At 38.9% G+C, this 25,784-nt stretch carries 17 protein-coding genes and 1 pseudogene; 7 read left to right on the top strand and 11 right to left on the bottom strand.

What is annotated here, in order from left to right:
• Window positions 1-23 precede the first annotated feature (23 nt).
• The 8 genes and pseudogenes from NXX38_RS11590 to NXX38_RS11555 form a co-directional block, all read right to left on the bottom strand.
• Window positions 24-297 (bottom strand): annotated as a pseudogene (locus NXX38_RS11590) (hypothetical protein).
• A gap of 313 nt (window positions 298-610) precedes the next feature.
• On the bottom strand, window positions 611-1,627 hold the full coding sequence (locus tag NXX38_RS11585) for a DUF3871 family protein (RefSeq protein WP_258979519.1): 1,017 nt from the start codon (window positions 1,625-1,627) through the stop codon (window positions 611-613).
• A 488-nt stretch (window positions 1,628-2,115) separates the two neighbouring features.
• The gene (locus tag NXX38_RS11580; RefSeq protein WP_258979518.1) at window positions 2,116-2,529 is read right to left on the bottom strand and encodes a hypothetical protein; all 414 of its coding nucleotides are present in this window, start codon (window positions 2,527-2,529) and stop codon (window positions 2,116-2,118) included.
• Window positions 2,530-2,635: 106 nt separating this feature from the next.
• Entirely contained in the window at window positions 2,636-3,436 is an 801-nt protein-coding gene (locus NXX38_RS11575; protein WP_258979517.1) for a hypothetical protein, read from the bottom strand.
• A gap of 109 nt (window positions 3,437-3,545) precedes the next feature.
• Window positions 3,546-5,348 (bottom strand): WG repeat-containing protein, encoded by a 1,803-nt coding sequence (locus NXX38_RS11570; protein WP_258979516.1) that lies wholly within the window; start codon window positions 5,346-5,348, stop codon window positions 3,546-3,548.
• Between the two features lie 292 nt (window positions 5,349-5,640).
• Complete coding sequence (locus NXX38_RS11565) at window positions 5,641-6,273, bottom strand: helix-turn-helix domain-containing protein (protein ID WP_258979515.1); 633 nt, start codon at window positions 6,271-6,273, stop codon at window positions 5,641-5,643.
• 501 nt (window positions 6,274-6,774) lie between these two features.
• Window positions 6,775-6,966 (bottom strand): hypothetical protein, encoded by a 192-nt coding sequence (locus NXX38_RS11560; RefSeq protein WP_258979514.1) that lies wholly within the window; start codon window positions 6,964-6,966, stop codon window positions 6,775-6,777.
• A gap of 315 nt (window positions 6,967-7,281) precedes the next feature.
• A complete protein-coding gene (locus tag NXX38_RS11555) occupies window positions 7,282-9,141 on the bottom strand; it encodes a site-specific integrase (protein ID WP_258979513.1) in 1,860 nt (619 codons plus the stop codon).
• Window positions 9,142-9,332: 191 nt separating this feature from the next.
• Between NXX38_RS11555 and alaS the strand changes: the two genes are divergently transcribed.
• From alaS to NXX38_RS11520, 7 genes are all read left to right on the top strand, one after another.
• Window positions 9,333-11,951: an alanine--tRNA ligase gene (gene alaS, locus NXX38_RS11550; protein ID WP_074638093.1), complete on the top strand. Its 2,619-nt coding sequence runs from the start codon at window positions 9,333-9,335 to the stop codon at window positions 11,949-11,951.
• A 381-nt stretch (window positions 11,952-12,332) separates the two neighbouring features.
• Window positions 12,333-14,570 (top strand): GH92 family glycosyl hydrolase, encoded by a 2,238-nt coding sequence (locus NXX38_RS11545; protein WP_258979512.1) that lies wholly within the window; start codon window positions 12,333-12,335, stop codon window positions 14,568-14,570.
• A 25-nt stretch (window positions 14,571-14,595) separates the two neighbouring features.
• Window positions 14,596-15,150, top strand: a complete 555-nt coding sequence (locus NXX38_RS11540; protein ID WP_148366466.1) for an RNA polymerase sigma-70 factor — start codon at window positions 14,596-14,598, stop codon at window positions 15,148-15,150.
• Window positions 15,151-15,187: 37 nt separating this feature from the next.
• Entirely contained in the window at window positions 15,188-16,198 is a 1,011-nt protein-coding gene (locus NXX38_RS11535) for a FecR family protein (protein WP_195648580.1), read from the top strand.
• Between the two features lie 45 nt (window positions 16,199-16,243).
• Complete coding sequence (locus NXX38_RS11530) at window positions 16,244-18,523, top strand: GH92 family glycosyl hydrolase (RefSeq protein ID WP_258979511.1); 2,280 nt, start codon at window positions 16,244-16,246, stop codon at window positions 18,521-18,523.
• A complete protein-coding gene (locus tag NXX38_RS11525) occupies window positions 18,520-20,787 on the top strand; it encodes a GH92 family glycosyl hydrolase (protein WP_258979510.1) in 2,268 nt (755 codons plus the stop codon). The genes NXX38_RS11530 and NXX38_RS11525 overlap by 4 nt, the downstream gene beginning before the upstream one ends.
• 147 nt (window positions 20,788-20,934) lie before the next feature.
• Window positions 20,935-21,369 (top strand): DUF6078 family protein, encoded by a 435-nt coding sequence (locus NXX38_RS11520; RefSeq protein WP_167511841.1) that lies wholly within the window; start codon window positions 20,935-20,937, stop codon window positions 21,367-21,369.
• A 273-nt stretch (window positions 21,370-21,642) separates the two neighbouring features.
• On the opposite strand, the gene NXX38_RS11515 is transcribed toward NXX38_RS11520, so the two are convergent.
• From NXX38_RS11515 to NXX38_RS11505, 3 genes are read right to left on the bottom strand one after another with little or no spacing between them, the layout of a single operon-like run.
• On the bottom strand, window positions 21,643-23,145 hold the full coding sequence (locus NXX38_RS11515) for a BACON domain-containing protein (RefSeq protein ID WP_148366470.1): 1,503 nt from the start codon (window positions 23,143-23,145) through the stop codon (window positions 21,643-21,645).
• Window positions 23,146-23,180: 35 nt separating this feature from the next.
• Window positions 23,181-24,596: a BT_3987 domain-containing protein gene (locus NXX38_RS11510; protein ID WP_148366471.1), complete on the bottom strand. Its 1,416-nt coding sequence runs from the start codon at window positions 24,594-24,596 to the stop codon at window positions 23,181-23,183.
• 21 nt (window positions 24,597-24,617) lie between these two features.
• The gene (locus NXX38_RS11505) at window positions 24,618-25,784 is read right to left on the bottom strand and encodes a DUF1735 and LamG domain-containing protein (RefSeq protein ID WP_148366472.1); all 1,167 of its coding nucleotides are present in this window, start codon (window positions 25,782-25,784) and stop codon (window positions 24,618-24,620) included.

The following is a 25,784-nucleotide window of genomic DNA, read 5'->3' as shown; positions in this document are numbered from 1 at the left end:
TAATGTCCTTGCTTCCATTTTGCCTATATAAATGGCAGGTGAGCTTCATCCAATACACCGCTATCAACTATCCTTTTGCAAAGTTCGTGTGACGCTTGGTTTCTAAGGTCTGTGCCATAGTTCTTGTTACCAACCATGCGGATAATCTCTACAATAGTCTTTATTAATTCCTGCTGTAGTGTACGGTGATAATACCTTGTACTTTCAGCAAATCTTTTTTGGATTCCAACCATAATCGTTCAAGGCTCTTTCAAGTTCTTGCGCTGCCTTGTATTCGCGACTGCCTTCTATTACCATATTCTTTAATATTTAAGAGGTTTATAAATAAAAAGAGCATCTGTATAGATGCCCTTTGTTTCTCTGCATTTCAATGTACTATCTCAACAATAATAAATATTGATATATAGTCCAAATAACCAACAAGATGAATGCAATAGGTGAAATTGCACACGCAATAAAGAAAACTATAATCCAAAATGTAACGATTAATAATGCTTGTAACATAATCTTTGATTATTAATAAGTGATGGAATAAAGAAAGGACACCTATATTTTATCATATAGATGCCCTTTTTCTGTATTTGACAATCCTGTGTATTCTCAAATACCACTAACTAAGAAACCATTGGTATTTGTTGTCACCATGTAAAGCGGAACATATCCCTGTTGCCAATTCTGTAGCATTATAGGCTCTATCCAAGAATGAATCTATATAGCTGCTCTTATTAGCACCTGTGAGCAAGTTGTAGAACTTCCACATAGACAAGTCATTTCCCAAACTGCCAAAGTTCTCATCATTGATATACGCTTTAGCCACATTGTTAACCTGTGTATCAGTTAGCAACATTTTAGGTATGTCCTTTTGATAGCCTTGCGGTAATGACTGGTAAAGTCTCATCCTTCCAAGTAGTTGGCAGAATTGATGTTCCGTCATACTGGTATTGCCTAAAGTCTGCATCAAATGTATGTGTTTGGCTGCATCGTATTTGTGGAACATTTCCAATACCGCTTGATATAAATCCCTTGTATTGGTAACTTCCAAGCAACTAAGATAACCGTCTGTAGATACACATAGATTGGTGCAAACCTTACAGGTGAAACCAATGAACACTTTAAACCGTTCCGCACCTTTCTTTGAGTAAAGATTAGTGTGGTTGTAGGCTCTTACACCACCAATAGTAAGGGTTAACCTATTACCGTGTACTGTCTCATAGATAGTAGGAACTTCAATAACGAAAGCGCACCTTTCATAGTAGATAGTCTTGTCACTTTCTAATAACTGATTGGCTGGCTTATGTATCGCTTCTGGAATCCTACCTTTAATCACATGAGATACACGAATGTCAGGTAGTTCAATTTGTTCACCTTGAAAGAATGTATTGGTTGCATCCTGTACCGCTTCAATGAAAGCCACATGAGACAATGTAGCTTCGTTGTCCTTTGCGAATACAGGTATAATACAATCATTCCTTAGATGTTCCAAACTGGCTTCAATCGTGTTAGCTTCAATGAACAACGGTCGCTTCTGTTTGGTAGGTTGCTCTTCAACTATTAGCGCTTCTTCTGCATAATCACCAAAATTTCTACTACTAGTTCTCTGTACTGGCATAATCTGTAACGTTTCCATAATCTGATAAATTATTAAGTTAATATGATTAGTAAATAGTGCATTTAAGGACAAAATGATAGTTTGACATAAAGAACTTTCCACTCTCTTGCAAATGTGTAATCATGTAGTAAATCATAAATAATCTGTCTTTGTCTGATTGGCGATTTACACATAAAACTCATTGGGAGAGGGAAAGTGCTTTATGTGCATCTTTTCATTTTTCCTACCAATTGGTGAGGGGCGTTTGGGGTAATAGTAAAGTACAGCGCACAACATACATCTGATATATCCCTACGTACTTTCTGACAAATCAAATATTTCACTTTATCAAAACATGAAGTCCAAATAGAAAGTACTTCCTCAATAAAAGGGGTGGGGGTATGATTTCAAGTACCTATATTTTTGAGTTGGGGATATACATAAAAAGCCCCAAACCTGTTAATAGTTGGAGCTTAAATATATTGAAACTGTGGAGTAAATTAATTGAAATGTGACGCTATGTATATTTAAAAGTCTATAGTATAAGATGCAGAGGTCGATGAGGTAGAACTTCCAGAACTACTAGTTTTCTTTAGTACAAAAGGCTCTTCACCTCTACAAACATAGATATTAACAGTAGGCCATCCCCCTATAGCTGTTATACTTGCTTTGAATCCTTTGGAAACAGGACCGTAAGTTTGTGACCAACTTCTTCTATGAGTAATAGTTTCACTTCCTTTATCAGTTGTAACAATGATGGATTCAATATAATTCATCACTGACCCTTTTGCTTCATACTTAACATAATAAGAAGCTGTAGACTCCTCGTTTGGAGTCTTTTCAGGAATATCATTACATTCAGAATCATCTTTACCACAACTTATAAAACTAATTGTACAGAAAAGCAATAAAAGTATTCCTAGTAAAGAGTACGTTTTCATTTTACAATTTATTTTAGAACTACGAATTGGTTATACAAATATAAGAAATTAATATGAATATTGGACAAATTCAACTCTAGTTTTTGGAAACAAATAAAATGGAGATTCAACTATTGGGATAAAATCCATGTACTCCTTCACCATGGCATTTAAAACATACTCCTCCCATATAATAATGATATTGAGGTAAATAACCTGTTCCATTACAACGGTCACATACAGGTAAGGCAGGATTAATCAGTTGTTTGTCTTGTCCGTATAATGGAGTCTTTATTTGTTTATGTCTTTTTTGATGGCAACGTGAACATAAGGTTACTAAAGCTCCATTATCATAATCCCAAGGTTTTCTACCAAATATATAGTAATTATGATGGATATTTAATGGAGTAAAATTGAACAGCATTCCTTCATTATAAAGGTGCGAATGAGAAAATGAGAAACTGAAAAATTTATTCTCAAATAATATATTTAGTTCTAATATTTCTGATTTACTTTTACAAGAATAGTTTATTGCTGCATAATTTGTCTGTCCCATATCTTCTGTAAACATAAGAGCTGTTAGATATCCGTCTTTAATTATTCTTCCTTTATATTGTAGGCGTATATCATAGTAGTCATTTCGTTGAAATTTCAGTTCAGAAAATAAAGTATTTGTTACAAATATAAATTGAGATGTAGCACCCCAAATACTTCCTTTTGTCGCTATCATTTCGGCAATATAAAAATGTTCTTTCAAGTACCTATTAGTCAAAGAGAAAGAATGTTTACATTGCCCTTCCCATTGTATATGGCTACAAAAAGAAGACAAATCTTCGCCATTAAACAAACAGTCAGGCAAAAGTATATCTAAATCACTTATACTAGAAATGGGGAAAAAATATATCATTGTTAATACCTCTGCATCCACAATCCTGACAGGTGTAATTATCTCTAGCTAATATTTCATAGCGTTTAACTTCCCATTCTTTTTCCTTTAATAGGTCTTCATATTTCATTTTAGCAAGCATATATATTAATCAAAAATTCCAAAAACGTTCATCTTGCTGGTCCATATCTAAACCATCATTATAATATTCCCAATTATACGAGTCCGTCGAATCATTGGACATACTTTCTCTAATTTCTTCATAATGTTCATCCTTCCAAAGGTATTTAAAATCATTACAATATGAATACCAGAAAGTGTCATTTTTACTAAATATATGTTCCCAGTACTGCGTTATCAATATTTTATGTTCTTCACTTAATTCAAAAGTTCTCCAATTTGAAAACTCACAATATAGCAACTCATATAGCTGTGAACCTGTCATTTTCACAATGTCCTCTTGATGGATAGAATCTTCGTTGAATTTTAATAAAGAACATTGGCATTGATATATCTCCTCTTCTTCTATATATCTTATTTTAAATCCTATAGCTATGTTATTATGTGGATTAGTAATTATGTTAAATTGTGGTTTTAGTAATTCTTTTGAAATATTCCTTATACCAACTAAACCATTTTTATTTAAAATAAAAAGCAACTCACTATTTATTATTGATTTCACATCTATATATGTTGGAGGAATAACTTTTAGCTCATTACAATAAATAATTCCTTTCAATCGCACTATTGAATCATCATTCATTGCAATTTTCTTATTTGAACTGTACATTACAACGATGTCATTTATAAAAGAAGCTGAATGAACACTAATTCCCTTTATTATCTTATCTGTTTCACTATATCTTTTGCCTTTGCACAATTTAGGACATTCTCCTATGAGCAAACCTTCACCCGCTGGCAAATTATTGCATAGAAAATCAATCTCGTATTCTATTTCTTTAAGGGTTTGCTCAATCAAATGCCTAGGAATTAGTGATTTTAACTCTTTATCAACAATAATAGAACACATTTTATCACAATTCAATTCTTCTACTAATCTTTCATCATATTCAAAATCATTCCAATAAGATTTTTCCCAATGCGATTTAATAGTAATTCCAAATTTGAAAATAAAATAATTTGTTCCGATTTGACAATTATTAAATCCACCTATAATCATAGTACCTTGCAAATTATACAAGTCATATGTCCCATAATCTTCATAACCATAACTGTATTCATCATCCCCTGCAATAAAGTAATCATCAATATAATGAATAGCATGATATTTTACAGGAATTACTTCCTTTCCCTGCCAATTATAACATCCCCATACGCCATTCCACGTACTATAAGGTTCAGGTTCTTCTATAGCTCCCCAATTAACAAAAACATAGTCCCAATTTCCACTTTGTTCTATTTTAGAATATATTGTAGGAATAACTTCTTGACCATTTAAAGAAACTAGTCCTTGGCGGTGAGTATCTGCATCTTCAACAAGTATTCCTCCCCTGCATATTATTACATCATTCGAAACTGTTGAAACTCTTCTTGGAAACTTTAATATTGGGATAGGATTATTATATTTTATTCGAAAGAGCTCCCTTCCTGATGAGTCTATCACTCCCCATTTATTGCCTAATAAAACACTATATCTATTTTTTTCAGCCTCTTCTCTATTATCAAATCTATCATAAACGAAAGGTATAATAGTCCAACCTTCTGCATTTACTACACCATATTTCTCGTTACGCTTACAGAGCAATCTATCATCTTCCAAGAGAATAATTGGTGTTTCAGACCACACGTCATAATTCTCACGGTCATAATCATTCACCATTATATAGTTATTATCACCTTTCTTTGCTGAATAGAAATTCATATCATCATGACTCTTAAATAAATGTTGATATTCTAGTGCATGACAGTATTTTGAAAATAATGGCTTATCCATAATTACTATTTTAATTCAATGCGATGCACAAATATACGTAAAGATAAAAACAAAAACAACAAATAGAGTTTACACAGAATAAAGAACAAGGTTATTATAAATCAATATATTGTAACTCTATTTGATATAATATTACTATTTTCTGTACCGCCTTCCTGACTTAATCCCCTCTCAAGTATTAAAATTAGCTTCTTAAAAAAACAAACTTTATTAATGGTCTGGAGCTTCAATATAGCAAAGACAATGATACAATAAAGGGAGAACTACACCTTTGTACAGCCCTCCCTTCTTATTAATTGTGAATACATCTGTCTCTTATATCTTCATCTGTAAGAATCTCTGGGTAGTAGTTCTTTACCATAGCGAAAATAGTTTCAGAAGTAATAATAAACATCTTCTTGTCTCTAAGGTGTATTCCTTTATCATCTCTTTTTATATATTCCAATTTCTCTGCTTGCTCCAAATATCTGGAAACGGAACTTCTACTAATATTTAATTCTTTTGCCAATTCTGTTTGGGTATATTTGCAAGTATTACTGCCATTCAGACATTTGCATTTTAGCAGGATAAGAAAGCCTTTTAGCTGTTTGGATATTGGCTCATCATATAACTTATTACTGATAAAAACAAAATGCTCTGTATTCAGTATATATGCGCACCTGTCAAATGTACCATGCTTTCCTTTTGCTTCATACTTATTAATCTGGATAAGATTCAGTTCCTCAAACTTGTGTAGCCATTCTCTTATCTGGTCTACCTTCTTGATTCCATAAAAGACAGTCAGATTCTCTTGTTTGATATAGGATTCCATTGTGTAGCAATCTGATTTCAGAGCCAGACAATAGAACAGGTATGCTTCTAACAGGTTTAATTTACCTGCAATTCGTTCCGTTATTTTCCTGTATGATAACTGGGCTCCCGTCATTAGCAACCGGTTTATAGTAGTTTGTAAAATATATCTTGTGTTCCTTTACCAATCTTCTGTATCTATGGTTGCCAAAATAAGACTTGGCTTCTTTCTGGGTCGTAAATTCTAATCCTGTAGGTAAGTGGATTATCATAATTCGTAGATTATTTTTTGATTATTGTAATAGCTAATCTGTCTCTCACCATGCGACTTGCGATAGCAAGGCAAATGGTAGGTAGTGTATTTATATTCCATAGGTATTTATATAATAGGTATTTATAAGTAGCCCCCCTATTTGAAACTCCCGTACCCCCTAAATGAACGAGTCATACCCCCTATTTGCACATTGAAATCCTACAGCTTCAAATGCCGATATATTTTCGATTTCCGTTGAAGGCTCACATGGTAACAGGTAATTGGATTTGGTTGCATATCCAGTTGAGGATATATGCCACTCTGATACCTATAAATACGAAAAAGGAGAACCATTTATACTGTCCTCCCCTCATTAGAAACTATTCATGTATCATTGCTCATCTTGATGTAAACGGTAGAAACCTTGTTATCTCTTTGTCTGCGTTTCTTGGAATATCCATTGAGCTTAGCCCATATCCCAATCACAGTTTTACTGTCTTCTACTTGGTGAGCCAATGCAAGCTCACGTAGCTGCTTGAATGTAAGTTCTGTTTCTCCATTCATTCTTCGTACCATAAATAATTATTAAATAGATAATCTGGTAAGATAAGGTGTATTGAATCGGTAGGTATATTCAGATATTTCAACTTCAAATATATTTCAGGTCGGGTAATTCAGTAGTTTCAGTGAGACCGCTCCTATCTCATGTTGGTAGTGCAAAGGTACGGCTTTCGGGGGAGGTAGCCTAATGGTAGGGTGAGTTTATGGATATTCGGAGTTGAGACTGCTCTAAAGCCCTAATTCTCCCCATGACCGTAGCAGTTCGGGGAGAATCTGATATTCAGACCTGCCATAAACCTTGATTCTCTCAAAAACCGATTATCTTTCCTGTCAGAGATTCTTACTCTTTGCAGCTAATAAGGCTGTAGCAATTTCTTTTATATTGGTGAATCTCACTTTATCCAACAATCCCATTTTCAGAGCCTTATCAATAAACAGCATGATTGCATCCTTGCTGACACCAATATTGATACATTTGATTATCAATTCTTTGAAACTGTCATTCAAGTCTGACTGTTTCCAAACAGACAATTGTTCTACATATTGTTTCGCTACATCAAAATCAGAAGTGGAAGATTGGGCAAAATTCTCAATCTCACTTACAAGAGAATCAATTTCTTTGTTATAGCTACACAGTTTCCCATCTTTCACGTGACCTACTTGTGATTGAAGTTCAGCAGCCTTATTGATTTTAGATAGGCAAAATTGAGTGTCTAACAGTACGTCAAAGGTAATATTATTAATTGCGTTTACAGTTGAATTTGGTTTCTTAACTGTTTCTTCTTTATTCATAATAGTATCTACCATATTATTTGTCTCTTCAATCTTGAATAATGTACTACCTTTGATTTTCTTTAAAGAATTAATGAGCCTTGTCCCTTTGTCATTTACAGTTTCGTGCAAATAAACATCGTCTATCATTGTGGTATCTGTATGCGCAGTTGCTATTATAACATCTTCTTTTGATACACCCAAACGACACATCAAAGTGATAAAAGTATGTCTTGCGATATGAGTATGAATCATTTCAAATAGTTTCTTTTTCTTTTCAACTACATCTTCCCCAATCTGTTCAACATAAATAACATCACTATCCAATCCAACTTTTTTACAGACCTGTTTTATAGTTCTATTCAGTTTAGCTTCATTTCTCCTGACTACCTTCTCATCTTCTATAAGTAAATCTATATGTTCAAAACCTGTTTGCTTATACCTCTCTAATATTTCTTTCACTACAGGAAAGAGATACAATGTAGCCTCTTCTTTAGTCTTCTGAACAGCAAATGAAATCACTTCATTTTCATCGTCCAATCGAGTTATAGCATATTCTCCTTTCAATATTTTAGGTAAATCTGAAATACGCTGTCCTAACAAGCATTGACAAATAAACAAATCCCTAGCTTCTACTTCCCTAGGTTTTAAGTTTGTATAGTTATATATAGCGAGTAATTGCTTTTCCGTCAATGGAACTTGCTTACTTTTCTTCTGTTCTTTAGAACGTTCATCTCTGATAGCAACAAAAGAGTTTATATTTATATTAGCTTTTATCTCTTTGTCTCTATTAGCATGATTAATTAATGTTCTGATTCCTTTTATCTTGTTTAGATGCGTTGCTATACGACGAGGATTCAAGTCCAATAAATATTGTTGATAATCAGTTAAAATATCTCCATTAATAACGGATAAGCGGTTAGGAATATTTTTAACTTTCAAGAAAGCTTCAAAAGCACTAATATAACCTAGATATATTTTCTTACTACTATCTTCCTTCACATACTTATCCACCATTTTTCTAAATACCAGAGTGGCTGATAAATGTATTTCTTTCTCCATATAATTACGACATTTCAATTTAGGATTAATAGCTTGTCTCATTTCCTCAAAAAGAAAATCTATCCTTTCTAAGTTCTCACAAAGATAATTCTTCTTCTCTTCAAAGATGGCAAGAAGCGACCTTATTTTTTTATTGACTATCTCATTATTTCTATTATCCAACCTTGTCTGCCCATTGCTTACAGTGGCTATTTGCTTTCGCTTATTCCATTGTGTTGGATAAACTTTTGCTCCAATATTGACCTTGTATTGTCTCCCTCTAAAGGTAAACAGGGCATAAATAATAGTTGGCATATTCTTCTTTGTCTGCCGTAAATTGAAATTTAAACTGAAATCTAAAAATACTTGTTCACTCATTTTTGTTATTACCAAACGTTATTAAAATCGGTTATTACATTCGGTTATTAATGAGATATTTTAGTAGGTATGTCCATATTGTAACCCCTTGCACAATATATTGAAACAAACTTTTGCTATGTCGTAAAAACAAGCTATCTTTGCACAGTTTTTTGAGAATATTAACCTCAACGATAGATATATAGAAGAATATGTTGACTGCAAAAGAGATCAGAGATTCATTCAAGAATTTCTTTGAGTCGAAAGGACACCACATCGTCCCCTCGGCTCCGATGGTGATTAAAGATGACCCTACCCTGATGTTTACGAACGCGGGGATGAACCAGTTTAAAGATATTATTTTGGGTAACCACCCGGCGAAATACCAAAGAGTCGCGGACTCGCAGAAATGTTTGCGCGTTAGCGGAAAACATAATGACCTGGAAGAAGTTGGACACGACACCTACCACCACACCATGTTTGAAATGCTTGGAAACTGGTCGTTTGGCGATTACTTCAAGAAAGAAGCAATCAGCTGGGCGTGGGAATATCTGGTAGAGGTCTTGAAACTGAATCCGGAACATCTCTATGCAACCGTATTTGAAGGAAGTCCCGAAGAAGGATTGAGCCGTGACGACGAAGCTGCTTCTTACTGGGAACAGTTCTTGCCAAAAGATCACATCATCAACGGTAACAAACACGATAACTTCTGGGAAATGGGTGATACAGGACCTTGCGGACCTTGTTCCGAAATCCATATCGACCTTCGTCCTGCTGAAGAACGTGCCAAGATCTCCGGTCGCGACCTCGTGAACCACGATCATCCACAGGTGATTGAGATCTGGAATCTCGTATTCATGCAATACAACCGCAAAGCAGATGGCAGCCTTGAGCCGCTTCCAGCCAAGGTTATTGACACCGGCATGGGATTCGAACGTCTTTGTATGGCTTTACAAGGAAAAACATCCAACTACGACACAGATGTATTCCAGCCAATACTAAAAGCTATTGCAGCCATGTCGGGTACAGAATACGGAAAAGACAAGCAGCAGGACATCGCCATGCGTGTAATTGCCGACCATATCCGTACCATTGCATTCTCTATCACAGACGGTCAGTTGCCTTCTAATGCGAAAGCAGGTTATGTGATCCGCCGTATCCTTCGCCGTGCCGTTCGTTACGGATATACTTTCCTCGGACAGAAACAGGCATTTATGTATAAGTTGCTTCCTGTATTGATTGATAACATGGGAGAAGCTTATCCTGAACTGGTTGCACAAAAAACACTGATTGAAAAAGTAATCAAGGAAGAAGAAGAATCATTCCTCCGCACACTGGAAACAGGTATCCGCTTACTGGACAAGACCATGGAAGATACCAAAGCCAGCGGAAAAACAGAAATCAGCGGTAAGGATGCCTTTACGTTATATGATACATTCGGTTTCCCACTCGACTTGACAGAACTGATTCTCCGTGAAAACGAAATGACTGTCAACATTGAAGAGTTCAATGAAGAAATGCAGCAACAGAAACAGCGTGCACGTAATGCTGCCGCTATCGAGACTGGTGACTGGATTGTGCTGAAAGAAGGTACGACCGAATTCGTTGGTTACGATTACACTGAATACGAAGCTTCTATCCTTCGTTATCGCCAGATCAAACAAAAGAACCAAACATTGTATCAGATTGTACTTGACTATACTCCATTCTATGCAGAAAGTGGTGGCCAGGTCGGTGATACCGGCGTATTGGTAAGCGAATTCGAAACGATTGAAGTGATCGATACCAAGAAAGAAAACAATCTCCCGATACATATTACCAAAAAGTTACCCGAACATCCGGAAGCTCCGATGATGGCTTGTGTAGACACTGACAAACGTGCTGCCTGCGCAGCCAATCACTCGGCAACTCACTTGTTGGATGCTGCTTTGCGTGAAGTGTTGGGTGAACACATCGAACAGAAAGGTTCATTGGTTACACCGGATTCATTACGTTTCGACTTCTCTCACTTCCAGAAAGTGACCGATGAAGAAATCCGTAAGGTAGAGCATATCGTCAATGCGAGAGTTCGTGCCAATATTCCTTTGAAAGAATACCGCAACATTCCTATCGAGGAAGCTAAAGAATTGGGGGCTATCGCTCTCTTTGGTGAAAAGTATGGTGACAAAGTACGCGTGATCCAGTTCGGTTCTTCTATTGAATTCTGTGGAGGTACACACGTAGCTGCAACCGGAAATATCGGTATGGTGAAAATCATGTCGGAAAGTTCTGTTGCTGCCGGTGTTCGTCGTATCGAAGCCTATACCGGAGCGCGTGTAGAAGAATTGCTGGATACAGTGCAAGATACACTTAGTGATTTGAAAGCTCTTTTCAACAATGCTCCTGATTTGGGTATTGCAATCCGCAAATATCTGGATGAAAATGCAGGATTGAAGAAGCAGGTAGAAGACTTCATGAAAGAAAAAGAAGCAGCTCTGAAGGAAAGACTGTTGAAGAATATACAGGAAATTCACGGCATCAAAGTGGTTAAGTTCTGTGCTCCGCTACCGGCAGAAGTAGTGAAGAATATAGCTTTCCAACTTCGTGGCGAAATTACAGAAAACCTGTTCTTCGTTGCCGGAAGTATAGACAACGGTAAACCGATGCTGACAGTCATGCTTAGCGACAACCTGGTTGCGGGTGGTCTGAAAGCCGGTAATCTGGTGAAAGAAGCTGCCAAGTTGATTCAAGGTGGCGGCGGTGGCCAACCTCACTTTGCAACCGCAGGAGGTAAAAACACTGACGGCCTACCGGCAGCTGTTGAAAAAGTACTGGAGCTAGCAGGAATCTAAAAGTAAATAAAAAGGGCCTGATAAGAAGATAACAGGCTCACTTTACATAAAGATTTAAAATTAGGCGCGGATTACGCGGATTTCACGGTTTAAAGAATAAAAATCCGTGTGATCCGTGTAATCCGCGCCTAAATATTATACAAATCGAGGCACTGATGAGCACCCCGTCCGACATCGATGAAACAACCCTGCGGCACGAAGGAATACGTTGTCCGATGCCAAGGAATATCGACTAGATGTAGAAGTCTATTTGTCTCTCTTTAAAAATATTAAGCCTAGAATTTAGGCTTGTCACAGTTTTTTCTACCTTTGTGACCTGATTAATTATTTTTCTTATCCTTCAAATAAATAAAATAAGTAATCACTAATACCTAAAAAGCAATGAGAACACCAGCTTATCTATGCCTGCTGCTAACCTGCATGCTCATTTCTTGTACCTCTACACAAGAAAAACACGAAATAGATTACACATCTTATGTAAATCCATTTATTGGAACCGACTTCACCGGAAATACTTATCCTGGTGCCCAAGCTCCTTTTGGCATGGTACAACTTAGTCCGGATAACGGACTTCCCGGTTGGGATCGTATCTCCGGTTATTTCTATCCGGATAGTACGATTGCCGGCTTCAGCCACACGCATCTCTCCGGCACCGGAGCAGGAGACTTGTATGACATTTCTTTCATGCCTGTCACCCTTCCCTACAAGGAAGCAGAGGCTCCACTTGGCATCCACTCTAAATTCTCCCATAAAGATGAAAGTGCCCATGCCGGTTACTATCAAGTACGTCTGACTGATTACAATATCAATGTTGAACTGACTGCCACCGAGCGTTGTGGTATCCAACGTTATACATTCCCGGAAGCCCAATCCGCCATCTTCTTAAACCTGAAGAAAGCCATGAACTGGGATTTCACCAACGATTCTCATATCGAAGTCGTAGACTCCGTCACTATTCAAGGTTACCGTTTCTCTGACGGTTGGGCGCGCGACCAGCATATCTATTTCCGCACCCGCTTCTCCAAGCCTTTTGAGAAAATGGAACTGGACACTACCGCTATCATCAAAGATAATAAACGCATTGGTACTGCCGTGATCGCCCGTTTCGACTTCAACACCCAAAAGGATGAACAGATACTAGTAAACACCGCTATTTCCGGTGTCAGCATGGAAGGCGCAGCCAAGAACCTGCAAGCAGAAGTCCCCGAAAACGACTTCGACAAATACCTGGCCGAAACGAAAGCAAACTGGAATCATCAACTCGGAAAGATTGAAATAAAAGGGGATAACGAAAATGATAAAGTTAATTTCTACACTGCTCTCTATCACTCAATGATTGCACCTACTATTTACAGTGATGTAGACGGAGCTTACTATGGCCCCGATAAGAAAGTGCACCAGGCCGGCGGCTGGATAAATTACAGTACTTTCTCCTTATGGGATACGTACCGTGCCGCCCATCCCCTCTTTACCTACACCGAGCCGGAGCGTGTTAACGACATGGTGAAATCTTTCATCGCTTTTTACGAACAGAACGGACGTCTGCCTGTATGGAACTTCTATGGAAGTGAAACAGATATGATGATCGGTTATCATGCTGTCCCTGTCATTGTAGATGCCTATCTGAAAGGAATCGGTGACTTTGATGCCAAGAAAGCCCTCGATGCTTGCATAGCAACAGCCAATCTGGATAATTATCGCGGTATCGGACTCTACAAAGAACTAGGATACATACCTTACAATGTAACAGACCACTACAACGCAGAAAACTGGTCGTTATCCAAAACTCTGGAATATGCTTTCGATGATTACTGTATTGCCGAAATGGCAAAGAAGTTGGGTAAGCAAGACATTGCGGACGAATTTTACAAACGTTCTCAAAACTACAAGAATGTCTATAACCCCACCACTTCTTTCATGCAGCCACGTGACGACAAAGGCGTCTTTATCAAGGATTTCAAAGCCGATGACTATACACCACACATCTGCGAAAGCAACGGATGGCAATATTTCTGGTCCGTACAGCATGATATTGACGGGCTGATCGACCTTGTAGGAGGTAAAAACCGCTTTGCCGAAAAACTGGACAGCATGTTTACCTACCATCCGGCAGCAGATGATGAGCTGCCCATTTTCAGTACAGGTATGATAGGGCAATATGCACATGGTAATGAACCGAGCCATCACGTTATTTACCTGTTCAATGCCATAGGACAGGAAAACCGCACGCAAGAATATGTGGCCAAAGTAATGAACGAGCTTTATAAGAACGAACCGGCCGGTCTTTGCGGCAACGAAGACTGCGGACAAATGTCAGCATGGTATGTATTCAGCGCTATGGGATTCTATCCTGTAAATCCTGTCAGCGGTAAATATGAAATAGGAACTCCGTTGTTCCCGGAAATGCAGCTACACCTTTCAAATGGAAAAACCTTTACCGTACTCGCTCCCAAAGTCAATAAAGAAAATATCTATATCCAATCTATCAAAGTTAACGGACAGCCGTATGACAAAACGTATATCACCCATGAGCAAATAATGAGTGGAGCGACTGTAGAATTTGAAATGAGCAAGACCCCTAAAATGTCCGGGAGCCCTTTTAAAGAGAGAAACCCTTAAAACCCACCTAAACTAATCAGAGAGAATGAATGAGAACTTCGATGTAACCTACAAAAGTTTATTTCGCAGATACTACCCTAACCTGATCTTCTATGCTACCCGCCTAGTAGGAGAAGAAGAGGCTGAAGACGTGGTACAAGATGTATTTGTAGAACTGTGGAGACGCAAAGACCATATAGAAATAGGCGAACAGATTCAAGCCTTTCTCTATCGTGCAGTCTATACCCGTGCCCTAAATGTCTTAAAACACCGTAATGTAGAAGACGGTTACTGTGCTGCCATGGAAGAAATCAACCAAAAGCGTACCGAATTTTATCAACCGGACAATAATGAGGTAATCCGGAGGATTGAAGACAAGGAACTCCGCAAAGAAATCCACGATGCGATTAATGAACTTCCGGACAAATGCAAAGAAGTTTTCAAGCTAAGCTATCTGCACGATATGAAAAACAAAGAGATAGCTGATGTTCTCGGTGTTTCCCTCCGCACTGTGGAAGCCCATATGTATAAAGCCTTGAAGTACTTACGAAGCCGTCTCAATCCTCTTTGGACAATTCTTTTCTTATTTTTATGGAGATAATGATAAGTGTTTTTGTATTCTGAATTGTATTATTAATATGAAGGAAAAGAAAATGAATAATCTGAGTGAAGAAATAATAAACAAATATCTGACAGGACAATGTTCTGAAGAAGAGCTTGTCGAGGTGAATACCTGGATGAAAGAATCGGAAGAAAATGCCCGCCAGCTCTTTCGCATGGAAGAAATTTATCATCTCGGTAAATTCGACCAGTATGCTAACGAGCAGCGAATACTTCGTGCGGAAAGACGGCTTAATAAAAAGTTGGACGAGGAAAAAAGAAAACAGAGAAAAACAGCACTAAATATGCAGCATTGGATGAAATACGCTGCAATGATTGCTGTAATATTGGTAATTGGCGGCGGGCTCGGATATTGGCTTTATCAAAACGGAAACGACCAACAAATGATGGTCGCAGTAGCCAATGAAGGCATCGTGAAAGAAATCATTTTGCCAGATGGCACCAAAGTCTGGCTGAATAATTCGGCAACTTTAAAGTATCCCCGCGAATTTTCCGAGAAAGAGCGTAACGTTTATTTGGATGGAGAAGCTTACTTCGAGGTAACCAAAAACCGACATAAGCCATTCACCGTACAAAGTGATGCGATGCGAGTACGTGTACTAGGAACGACATTCAACTTCAAATGTGATAGGCATTGCCGAATAGCAGAAGCAACATTGATTGAAGGTGAAATTGAAGTAAAAGGCAACAAAGAAGAAGGACAAATTATTCTCGCTCCCGGCCAACGCGCCGAATTAAACAAAAACAATGGACGCCTGACCGTGAAGCAAGTAAATGCAAAACTGGATGCAGTCTGGCATGATAATCTGATTCCATTTCAGAAGGCGGATATCTTCACAATCAGTAAGGCTTTGGAACGTTTCTATGACGTAAAGATTATTTTGTCTCCGGACATGAAGGCAGACAAAACCTATTCTGGTGTACTGAAAAAGAAGTCAACCATCGAATCCGTGTTGAAATCATTGCAAAACTCCATACCTATCGATTATAAAATCGTAGGAAACAACATCTTTATCTCTCCTAAATAGAGAGATAAAGAACAAATGTGATAAAACTTAAAAGCCATTAATACCATGAATTTAAAAACATTCCTAACAGTAGGATGTTTAGGAGGTTTATTCACACTTAGCTCCTGCACAGCCCCCACTAATGTAAAAGACTACAGTTCTTATGTCAACCCTTTCATCGGTACCGGTGGACATGGACACACTTTCCCCGGAGCAGTAGTTCCCCACGGTATGATTCAACCCAGCCCGGACACCCGAATTGATGGCTGGGATGCTTGTTCGGGTTACTATTATGCAGACTCTACCATCAACGGTTTCTCACATACACACGTCAGCGGCACAGGTTGTTGCGACTACGGGGATGTGCTACTCATGCCTACTGTCGGCAAACAACAATATCTAACTACCGATCCCCAAAGCCAGACACTGGTCTATGCTTCTTCTTTCTCTCACGAAAACGAGGTGGCAGAACCGGGGTATTATTCTGTTTTTCTGGACACCTATCAGGTAAAAGCTGAAATATCAGCAACTAAACGCGGTGCCATCCACCGTTATACTTTCCCCGAAAATTCAGAATCCGGTTTTATCATCGATTTAGATTACAGCCTGCAACGACAGACTAACTCGGAAATGGAAATCGAAGTGATCAGTGACACGGAAATTTGCGGACATAAAAAAACTACTTATTGGGCTTTCGACCAATATATTAATTTCTATGCCAAATTCTCTAAACCGTTCTCTTATACATTGATTACGGATTCTATTACCATGGACGACGGCAAACGACTTCCCGTCTGCAAAGCACTGTTGCATTTCGACACGAAGAAGAACGAACAAGTACTTGTGAAAGTAGGCGTTTCCGCTGTCGATATAGCAGGCGCACGCAAGAATGTCGAATCTGAAATTCCCGGATGGGATTTCGATAAGGTACGCAAAGACGCACGTCAGGCGTGGAATCAATATCTGTCGAAAATTGACATTACAACTTCCGACAAGGAAGATAAAACCATCTTCTACACCGCTCTTTACCATACGGGAATCAGCCCGAATCTGTTTAGCGATGCAGACGGACGTTATTTAGGAATGGATCTCGAAGTGCATCAGGGAGATACTGTCAATCCTGTGTATACCGTATTCTCATTGTGGGACACTTTCCGCGCATTGCACCCGTTAATGACGATTATCGATCCCAATTTGAATAATCAATTTATCAATTCACTGATAAAGAAGCAACAGGAAGGCGGAATATACCCGATGTGGGATTTGGCTTCCAACTATACCGGTACCATGATCGGTTATCATGCTGTCCCCGTCATAGTGGATGCTTATATGAAAGGGTATCGCAATTTCGATGCAAAAGAAGCCTATAAAGCCTGTCTGCGTGCAGCCGAATATGATACTACCGGTATCAAATGCCCGGACTTGGTACTGCCGCATCTCATGCCGAAAGCGAAATATTATAAGAATGCCATTGGTTATATTCCCTGCGACCGTGAAAATGAATCCGTAGCTAAAGCGCTGGAGTATGCGTATGATGACTGGTGCATTTCTATTTTTGCAGAAGCAATGAATGATTTTGAGTCCAAAGCCAAATACGAGCGTTTTGCCAAAGCATATGAATTCTATTTCGATAAATCAACCCGCTTCATGCGTGGACTTGACTCGAAAGGTGAATGGCGCACCCCGTTCAATCCGCGTGCATCGACTCATCGCAATGATGATTATTGTGAAGGAACAGCGTGGCAATGGACTTGGTTTGTACCTCACGATGTAGAAGGACTGGTCAACCTGATGGGTGGCGAGGAGGCATTCGTTCAGAAACTCGACTCACTGTTTGCGGCTGATTCATCACTCGAAGGTGAGACAACATCGTCAGATATCAGCGGACTTATCGGTCAATATGCACATGGCAACGAACCGAGCCATCATGTGATTCATTTGTACAATTACGTAAATCGTCCATGGAGAACCCAAGAATTAGTGGATAGTGTTTATCGCAGTCAGTATGCCAACAGTGTAGACGGGCTATCCGGTAATGAGGATTGCGGTCAGATGTCTGCATGGTACATACTCAACTCTATGGGATTCTATCAAGTATGTCCCGGAAAGCCGGTATATTCTATCGGACGCCCCGCATTCGATAAAGCAGTGATCAATCTGCCCGGAGGTAAAACATTCAGCATTATAGCAAAGAACAATTCCCAAAAGAATAAATACATTGAAAGCATATCACTGAACGGCAAGTCTTTGGAAACTCCATTCTTCAACCATCAGGATATAGTAAACGGCGGAAGAATGGAAATCAGGATGACTGACAAGCCTAACTACAAAACACATATACCATGAAAAGAATATTACTGACAGTTTGTGTGCTTGGTTGCACATTCTTTGCCAAAGCCAAAGACTGGACACAATATGTCAACCCGCTAATGGGTTCGCAGTCTACTTTCGAGTTATCAACAGGTAATACTTATCCGGCCATTGCCCGTCCCTGGGGAATGAACTTCTGGACTCCCCAAACTAGAAAAATGGGAGACGGGTGGCAATATACCTATACCGCTAATAAGATTCGTGGTTTCAAACAAACGCATCAACCCAGTCCATGGATTAATGACTACGGACAGTTCTCCATCATGCCAATAGTTGGCAAACCGGTGTTTGATGAAGAAAAGCGTGCCAGTTGGTTTGCGCATAAAGGAGAGATTGCCACTCCTTATTACTATAAAGTATATCTTGCAGAACATGATGTGGTCACTGAAATGGCACCGACAGAACGTGCTGTTCTCTTCCGTTTCACTTTCCCTGAAAACGATCACTCTTATGTTGTTGTAGATGCTTTTGATAAAGGTTCCTACATCAAAATAATCCCGGAAGAAAACAAGATTATCGGTTATACCACTCGCAACAGCGGTGGAGTTCCCGAAAACTTCAAGAATTATTTTATCATTGAATTCGACAAGCCTTTCACTTATAAAGCTACAGTAGCCAATGGTAATCTGCAAGAAAACATAGCCGAACAGACTACTGATCATGCCGGAGCTATTATCGGTTTCCAGACACAGAAAGGCGAACAAATACATGCCAGAATCGCCTCTTCTTTCATCAGCTTCGAACAGGCTGCCGCAAATATGAAAGAACTGGGTAAAGACAATATCGAACAGGTAGCCAAGAAAGGAAAAGAAGCCTGGAATCAAGTTTTAGGTAAAATAGAAGTGGAAGGAGGCAATCTTGACCAATACCGCACATTCTATTCTTGTCTGTATCGTTCATTGCTTTTCCCGCGCAAGTTCTATGAACTGGACGCCGCCGGACAACCGATTCATTACAGCCCGTACAACGGTCAAGTCCTGCCGGGATATATGTACACCGATACTGGTTTTTGGGACACATTCCGTTGCCTCTTCCCATTATTGAATCTGATGTACCCTTCTGTCAACAAGGAAATGCAGGAAGGACTTATCAATACTTACAAAGAAAGTGGTTTCTTCCCCGAATGGGCAAGCCCCGGACACAGAGGTTGCATGGTTGGTAACAATTCAGCCTCCATCTTAGTAGATGCCTATATGAAAGGGGTAAAAGTAGACGACGTAAAGACTTTGTATGAGGGTTTGCTTCACGGCACAGAAAACGTACATCCCGAAGTTTCTTCTACAGGGCGTCTGGGACACGAATTCTACAACAAATTGGGCTATGTTCCTTATGATGTGAAAATCAACGAGAACGCTGCCCGTACACTGGAATATGCATACGATGACTGGTGTATCTATAAACTGGCCAAAGAACTGAAACGTCCGAAAAAGGAAATCAACCTTTTCGCCAAGCGTGCCATGAACTACAAAAATCTTTTCGACAAAGAATCTAAATTGATGCGCGGACGTAATGCGGACGGCACATTCCAGTCTCCATTCTCTCCGTTGAAATGGGGCGATGCCTTTACAGAAGGAAATAGCTGGCACTACACTTGGTCAGTTTTCCATGATCCTCAAGGGCTTATCGACCTGATGGGCGGAAAGGATGAATTTATTACTATGATGGATTCTGTCTTTGCCGTACCTCCCATTTTTGACGACAGCTACTATGGACAGGTGATTCACGAGATTCGTGAAATGACAGTAATGAATATGGGTAACTATGCACATGGTAACCAACCCATCCAGCATATGATTTATCTGTATGACTATGCCGGCCAACCCTGGAAAGCCCAATACTGGTTACGCCAAGTAATGGACAGGATGTACACTCCGGGGCCTGACGGTTATTGCGGTGATGAAGACAACGGACAGACTTCCGCCTGGTATGTCTTCTCCGCCCTGGGCTTTTATCCTGTTTGCCCGGGAACGGATGAGTATATCTTAGGTGCCCCACTGTTCAAGAAAGCAACTCTTCATTTTGAGAATGGCAATAGTTTAGTAATTGATGCCCCGAACAATAGCAAAAAGAACTTCTATATCAACTCCATGAATTTCAATGGAACTGATTATACCAAGAATTATCTTCGTCACGAGGATTTATTCAAAGGTGGTACTATCAAAGTAGACATGGACAACAAACCTAATCAGAATAGAGGAACAAAAGAAGAGGATATGCCTTATTCTTTTTCTAAGGAATAAAAGCCCTTAAGACATAATAAAAGCCTATTTATCAAGATTCCAACTGATAAAAACAGCCTGAAAGTATCTTTTTACTTTCAGGCTGTTTTTATCTCCTCTTGATTACTTTTTCACTACCTTTGCTCCCACAAACAATAATTCATGAGCATGAAAGAAAAACTTGACTTTTCAGAAGTCCCTTATCAATACTCGATGTGCCTGAACCGACAATGTCCGAAAGCCGACACATGCCTTAGACAACTCGCCGAACAAAGTGTACCGGAAAAGGTCGAACATTGGACAATTATTAGTCCCAAGCGTTTAACTACTGTAGAAGGAGATTGCCCTTATTATCGTTCCAATATCAAAGCGCGCTATGCAAAAGGATTCATCGGCATCTTGGAAAGCCTGCCCCATAAACAAATGGAAAGTGTAATCACACACCTAATGAGTTTTTTCAGTCGCAGAACCTATTACCGTGCCCGCAAAGGTGAACGTTTACTCTCTCCCGCCGAACAACAGCAAGTGCTGAATATCCTTAAGCATTGTGGTGTTTTACAACCACCTAAGTTCGATAAGTATATCGAAGCTTATGACTGGTAACAAGCCTTAAATGCCATGACAGTGACACCATATTGGCACAGTTGTGCCATCGAAGTGGCACGCTTGTGACAAGGCGATGGCACAGTCGTGCCACCACGGTGGCACAAATCATTAAAACCAAGGATAGCTATTAAGAAGCAAAAGAAAAATCCTCCTGCTCTACCATTCTATATAAGTAAGGTAAAGCAAGAGGATTTTGTCTAAAGATGATAAGCAATGAATAAAACAGCTTTATTCTGCTGAACGATGCCGGATAGTAACGGCTTTATTTGTTTATTTATAAACAATAGTCGTTGCGTCATTTTTAGTTAGATTCGGAATCTCCTGGCCTTTTTTCAGATAAAGAGTTTTAACTTTATTACTACGGTTAGCATTTAAGGTCGTTAGCATTGGACATTCTGAAACATCAATAGAAGTCACATTGTCATAACTTTCGTACCATGAAATAATGCTTAAATCTAAAGATTCCAACTTACTGCTACTAAATTTAAGGCTTTCTGCATATGAATACGCATAAGTTCCCCCTGCATTAAAACTGGGGATTGGATTATCTCCTAAATTATATTCTTCGCAATATCTCGCGTTACTTAATGATAATGATTTCACTTTATGTAAACCTGAAATATCAAGCTTCTTCATATTTGTGCAATATCCCAAACTTAATGAAGTGAGGTTCGGGAAATTTTCTATTCCCGTAAGATCCGTGAGTTGACTAGAATATGAACTATTTGACAACGAAGTAGCATTGAGTCCTGCTTCTAAAATAATGCATTGAGAACCTGCAATTGAAAGAGCCCAATTATTTTTTACCACAAGCGCTCTAAGGTTTTGGTCCGGAATACTGACTAATTCAACGTCAGGATCCTTTTGTACTACAGCGATATCACTGGCTAACGTATTATTTGTATTAGTAATCCGGACAAGACCTCCACGTGTGTCTGTAGCACCACTAAGAGTATAAGTCAAAGTTACTGTTGTCAAGCCATCATCTCCTAATTGCGGTTGAGAAACCGATTGTTCGGTAATCCATTCGTCTCCTTGTACAATTGAAGCCGTATATTCAACATTATATCTTACCTTGAATGAAATGGTACGCGCTGAAAGATCATACATCAAAACGTCCGTTTCCGGAATAATAGCTTCCGTTCGTTTTTGGTTTACATTGACGTTTACAGGGTTCGTAACAAGTGGACTTGAAATAGTGATGGTAGCAGAACGTTCTTTATAAGTTACATTTTTTGCAGCTTTAAATGACAAGGTAACTTTACCACCAAAATCACTCCGTTTATCAAATGCCAACCATTCTTCACCCCCCTCGCTATAAGTAATGACAGGTTCAGCGATATTTGTATTGAGCTGAATTTGTATAGCATTTTCTTCTCTTGAAATCGACAAGTTATCATCAGAAAGTAAATCTATAATATAATCAGGCAAAGTTTCTACCTGCAAAGGTACTACAGCAGAACCTGTAAAGAATTTGAAAGTCGCCGTACGCTTCTCGTCCAGTGTATTAGGATCAATTGTAAAAGTGACTACGTCACCATCTTTTCCTGACGTAACCGACGGGTGTGCCCAATCACATACACCCGCCAGTCTCCAATCTCCCGAGCTTGCCACTGTAACAGTAATGTTTCCTCCATTTTTATCAGTCTGGATAGTATTGGTAGACAATGAGATAGTAGCCTCACTCCCATTGATCGATTCATCATCATCGGAACACCCCCACAACATGGTAGCTGCCAACAATGTTATCATTATATTTTTTAGAAAGTCCATCTTTTTCTGTTTTTAAGGTGAAATATAAACTTCTGTTAGAGAGCCTTACGCTCTGTGCTATTTTTACTGTAATAGTGGCTCGGGTAAACGAGTTCTTCGTCATACAATCCTCTACATACGCTCTGGCAACGAGATACCTGCGACCTATATAATGAAGGATCAAGCGCAAAAAACATATAGTATCCATACCCGGCTTCTTTTTTAGAACGTGCCGTTGATTCACTTGAATTTCCGCTACCACGGCGAAGCTCAATCGACATGCCGCCACATTGTTTCAGTGTCATACCAGTACCAGGGCTTGCAGAGCCTCCATAATCAGCTACAGCGTAATCACAATATTGACCGGGATCAACACCATCAATAATCTGAAGGCTATTTGAGTACATTGCTCCAAGATTGTAGAGCGAAACAATCTTTTCAGGCATCGCCAATTTGCACTCATACATTAACCGTGAACCTGCATAGGCAGACTGACTTGCAAGCCATGGATTAGATAAATCCGGTGAGCTTGAATATTCATCGTCAAAAGCAACACCATCCAGATTGTATGCACGACAATAGGCTGCCAATTCCCTAGCAAACTCTTTAGCTCCCATATCCGAAAGTTGGGCTACTCCTGCTTCATCATGGTTACCTAAGATACTGATGATGACTTTCATACCAACCTTACGAAGTGGTTGTAGATATTTGTCATTATTGTCAAGCAAGAATTGAACATTTTCGTTGTTTGACAGATACACACGCTTCTTTTCAGGATCCCAGTTAATGTTAGCAGCAAAAAGCACTATATGATCAAAATAATACTTACCACTTTCTGTCAGAAACTCCAGTGCATTGAGTGGATTGGTATCATTAATCTCGAAGTAAAGTACCATCTGTACCGCATCTTTTCCTTTGTTGGTGTTAGGCTTGTTACGGTAATCTTGCACAAGAAGTACCATATGTTTGGATGATTCGGTCAATGTAACTCCTTCTGTTGTTGATGTAGCTGTCAAAGGAATGATATATGTTTCATCTTCTTTCATTCCTTCGAATGCGGTGAGAGTTACTTTTACACTCGGAGTATTTTTATCATCCGGCGCAAGCACAAAAGTACCATTATTGGCTATTTTGACGTTGGCTGCGGGAAAGGCTTTGAAATCAGTCTCATGGACAGCATTATAAGTAGCCACATATGATTCATCAACAGCTATTTGAACATCTACTCCTTTTTGAGGAAGTTTGGATAGCCGAAACACTACGTTAGTACTGTGTTCATTGTCACGGAGCTCCACAACAGAACTGTTTTTATTAGTATTTTCATCCAGTAGTAAACCGTTTAACTGCGTGGATGTTAGATAAGGAGATTCATCAATCCTGCTTCCTACTACAATATCATCTTCACAAGATGTAAAAATTGTCATGGCAAACATTGCCAATGGCAGAAAACTATGTTTGATATTATTTATCATATTTGAGATTTTATGAGTTTATTATTGAGGTAATGAGACGGACACCCAATTAGGTTCGTTTTCAATTGTCAAGTCATAGCCACTCGTACTGTAATCTTTTGCTACAGTTCCCGAGCCTTCGTTGAATTTCCAATAAGCGATAAGTCCTTCTGAATCAGGTTCTACTGTATAGAAATGATTGGCAGATTGGATTTCCTCTGCAGTAAGTACCCGGTTCCAAATTCTAGCTTCAGAAACAACTCCATCAAAGTAACGGTCACTTGAGTAAGCGTAACCTACCCAAAAACAACGTGAACCATCTTCTTCATTCGTATGTTTAGCTCCCAGATTAACGGAAGTTTTAGATACAGAGTCTGAAAGTTTCTCTACTCCATTGACATACACTTTAATGGCACCCCTATTAAAGGTAACAGCTAGATGATACCATTTGTCACTTTCAAACTGGAGATCTGTGCTTGTACAATTTCCGCCAGATGTAGCCACTTGTAATTGGTTGGATGGAACGCCAGCATCACCAAGGCGTAATAAGTAGTTACCTTCAATACCCATTAATGTATTTAATGTATTGGGGAACGAAGTAGCTTTGAACAAAATTTCCATTGTCTGCTCTGTCAAATTATTGAATTTAGAGTCATTATTAAAGTCGGGATAAGCACGATTTCGACTAATATTACATACTACGTTAATGAGCGATGCTCCGCGGAATACATAATAATATGTTTTGGCACTTTGTAATATCCCAATTCCCTCCACAGATTTAATAGTTACAGGTAGTACATAAGTTGTTTTGAGGTCAAGCTCGCCTGTATTGGTGAATTCAATAAACACTTCAGGACTGACTATGCTACCGGACTTTATGCTTGTAGTAGTTTCAGGCATGGAATAGTGCTCTTCAGGCAGAAGTATTGCATTTTCATCATAATATGCCATTTTGTAAGTTGACAAAAGTTCAGGAGCGGGTGCCATAGTTACCATGATATCATGTTCTTCAGGCTTGGCTATAGCAACGGAAATACCAGCTTCCACATTTGTATCACCAGCTTTAAAAAGTATTTCTTTAGTAAAGTTGGATGCTGAAATGAAAAGCTTGTTATCATAGTGTTGCTCGTTTTCATCATTATTCTGGCAACTGCCGAGAAATACCGAAAAACCGGCAAGGGCAGTGATTATTAGGTTGTTTAGTTTCAT

Source organism: Bacteroides sp. BFG-637, from assembly GCF_024793605.1.
GTDB lineage: Bacteria > Bacteroidota > Bacteroidia > Bacteroidales > Bacteroidaceae > Bacteroides > Bacteroides vicugnae.
This window is presented reverse-complemented; position numbering and strand designations above follow the sequence as displayed.

Bases quoted from the DNA above. Each gene is read 5' to 3' on its own strand.
- NXX38_RS11585 (WP_258979519.1), bottom strand. From the start codon at position 1,627: ATGGAAACGTTACAGATTATGCCAGTACAGAGAACTAGTAGTAGAAAT.
- NXX38_RS11580 (WP_258979518.1), bottom strand. From the start codon at position 2,529: ATGAAAACGTACTCTTTACTAGGAATACTTTTATTGCTTTTCTGTACA.
- NXX38_RS11570 (WP_258979516.1), bottom strand. From the start codon at position 5,348: ATGGATAAGCCATTATTTTCAAAATACTGTCATGCACTAGAATATCAA.
- NXX38_RS11565 (WP_258979515.1), bottom strand. From the start codon at position 6,273: ATGACGGGAGCCCAGTTATCATACAGGAAAATAACGGAACGAATTGCA.
- NXX38_RS11560 (WP_258979514.1), bottom strand. From the start codon at position 6,966: ATGGTACGAAGAATGAATGGAGAAACAGAACTTACATTCAAGCAGCTA.
- NXX38_RS11555 (WP_258979513.1), bottom strand. From the start codon at position 9,141: ATGAGTGAACAAGTATTTTTAGATTTCAGTTTAAATTTCAATTTACGG.
- alaS (WP_074638093.1), top strand. From the start codon at position 9,333: ATGTTGACTGCAAAAGAGATCAGAGATTCATTCAAGAATTTCTTTGAG.
- NXX38_RS11545 (WP_258979512.1), top strand. From the start codon at position 12,333: ATGAGAACACCAGCTTATCTATGCCTGCTGCTAACCTGCATGCTCATT.
- NXX38_RS11540 (WP_148366466.1), top strand. From the start codon at position 14,596: ATGAATGAGAACTTCGATGTAACCTACAAAAGTTTATTTCGCAGATAC.
- NXX38_RS11535 (WP_195648580.1), top strand. From the start codon at position 15,188: ATGAAGGAAAAGAAAATGAATAATCTGAGTGAAGAAATAATAAACAAA.
- NXX38_RS11530 (WP_258979511.1), top strand. From the start codon at position 16,244: ATGAATTTAAAAACATTCCTAACAGTAGGATGTTTAGGAGGTTTATTC.
- NXX38_RS11525 (WP_258979510.1), top strand. From the start codon at position 18,520: ATGAAAAGAATATTACTGACAGTTTGTGTGCTTGGTTGCACATTCTTT.
- NXX38_RS11520 (WP_167511841.1), top strand. From the start codon at position 20,935: ATGAAAGAAAAACTTGACTTTTCAGAAGTCCCTTATCAATACTCGATG.
- NXX38_RS11515 (WP_148366470.1), bottom strand. From the start codon at position 23,145: ATGGACTTTCTAAAAAATATAATGATAACATTGTTGGCAGCTACCATG.
- NXX38_RS11510 (WP_148366471.1), bottom strand. From the start codon at position 24,596: ATGATAAATAATATCAAACATAGTTTTCTGCCATTGGCAATGTTTGCC.
- NXX38_RS11505 (WP_148366472.1), bottom strand. From the start codon at position 25,784: ATGAAACTAAACAACCTAATAATCACTGCCCTTGCCGGTTTTTCGGTA.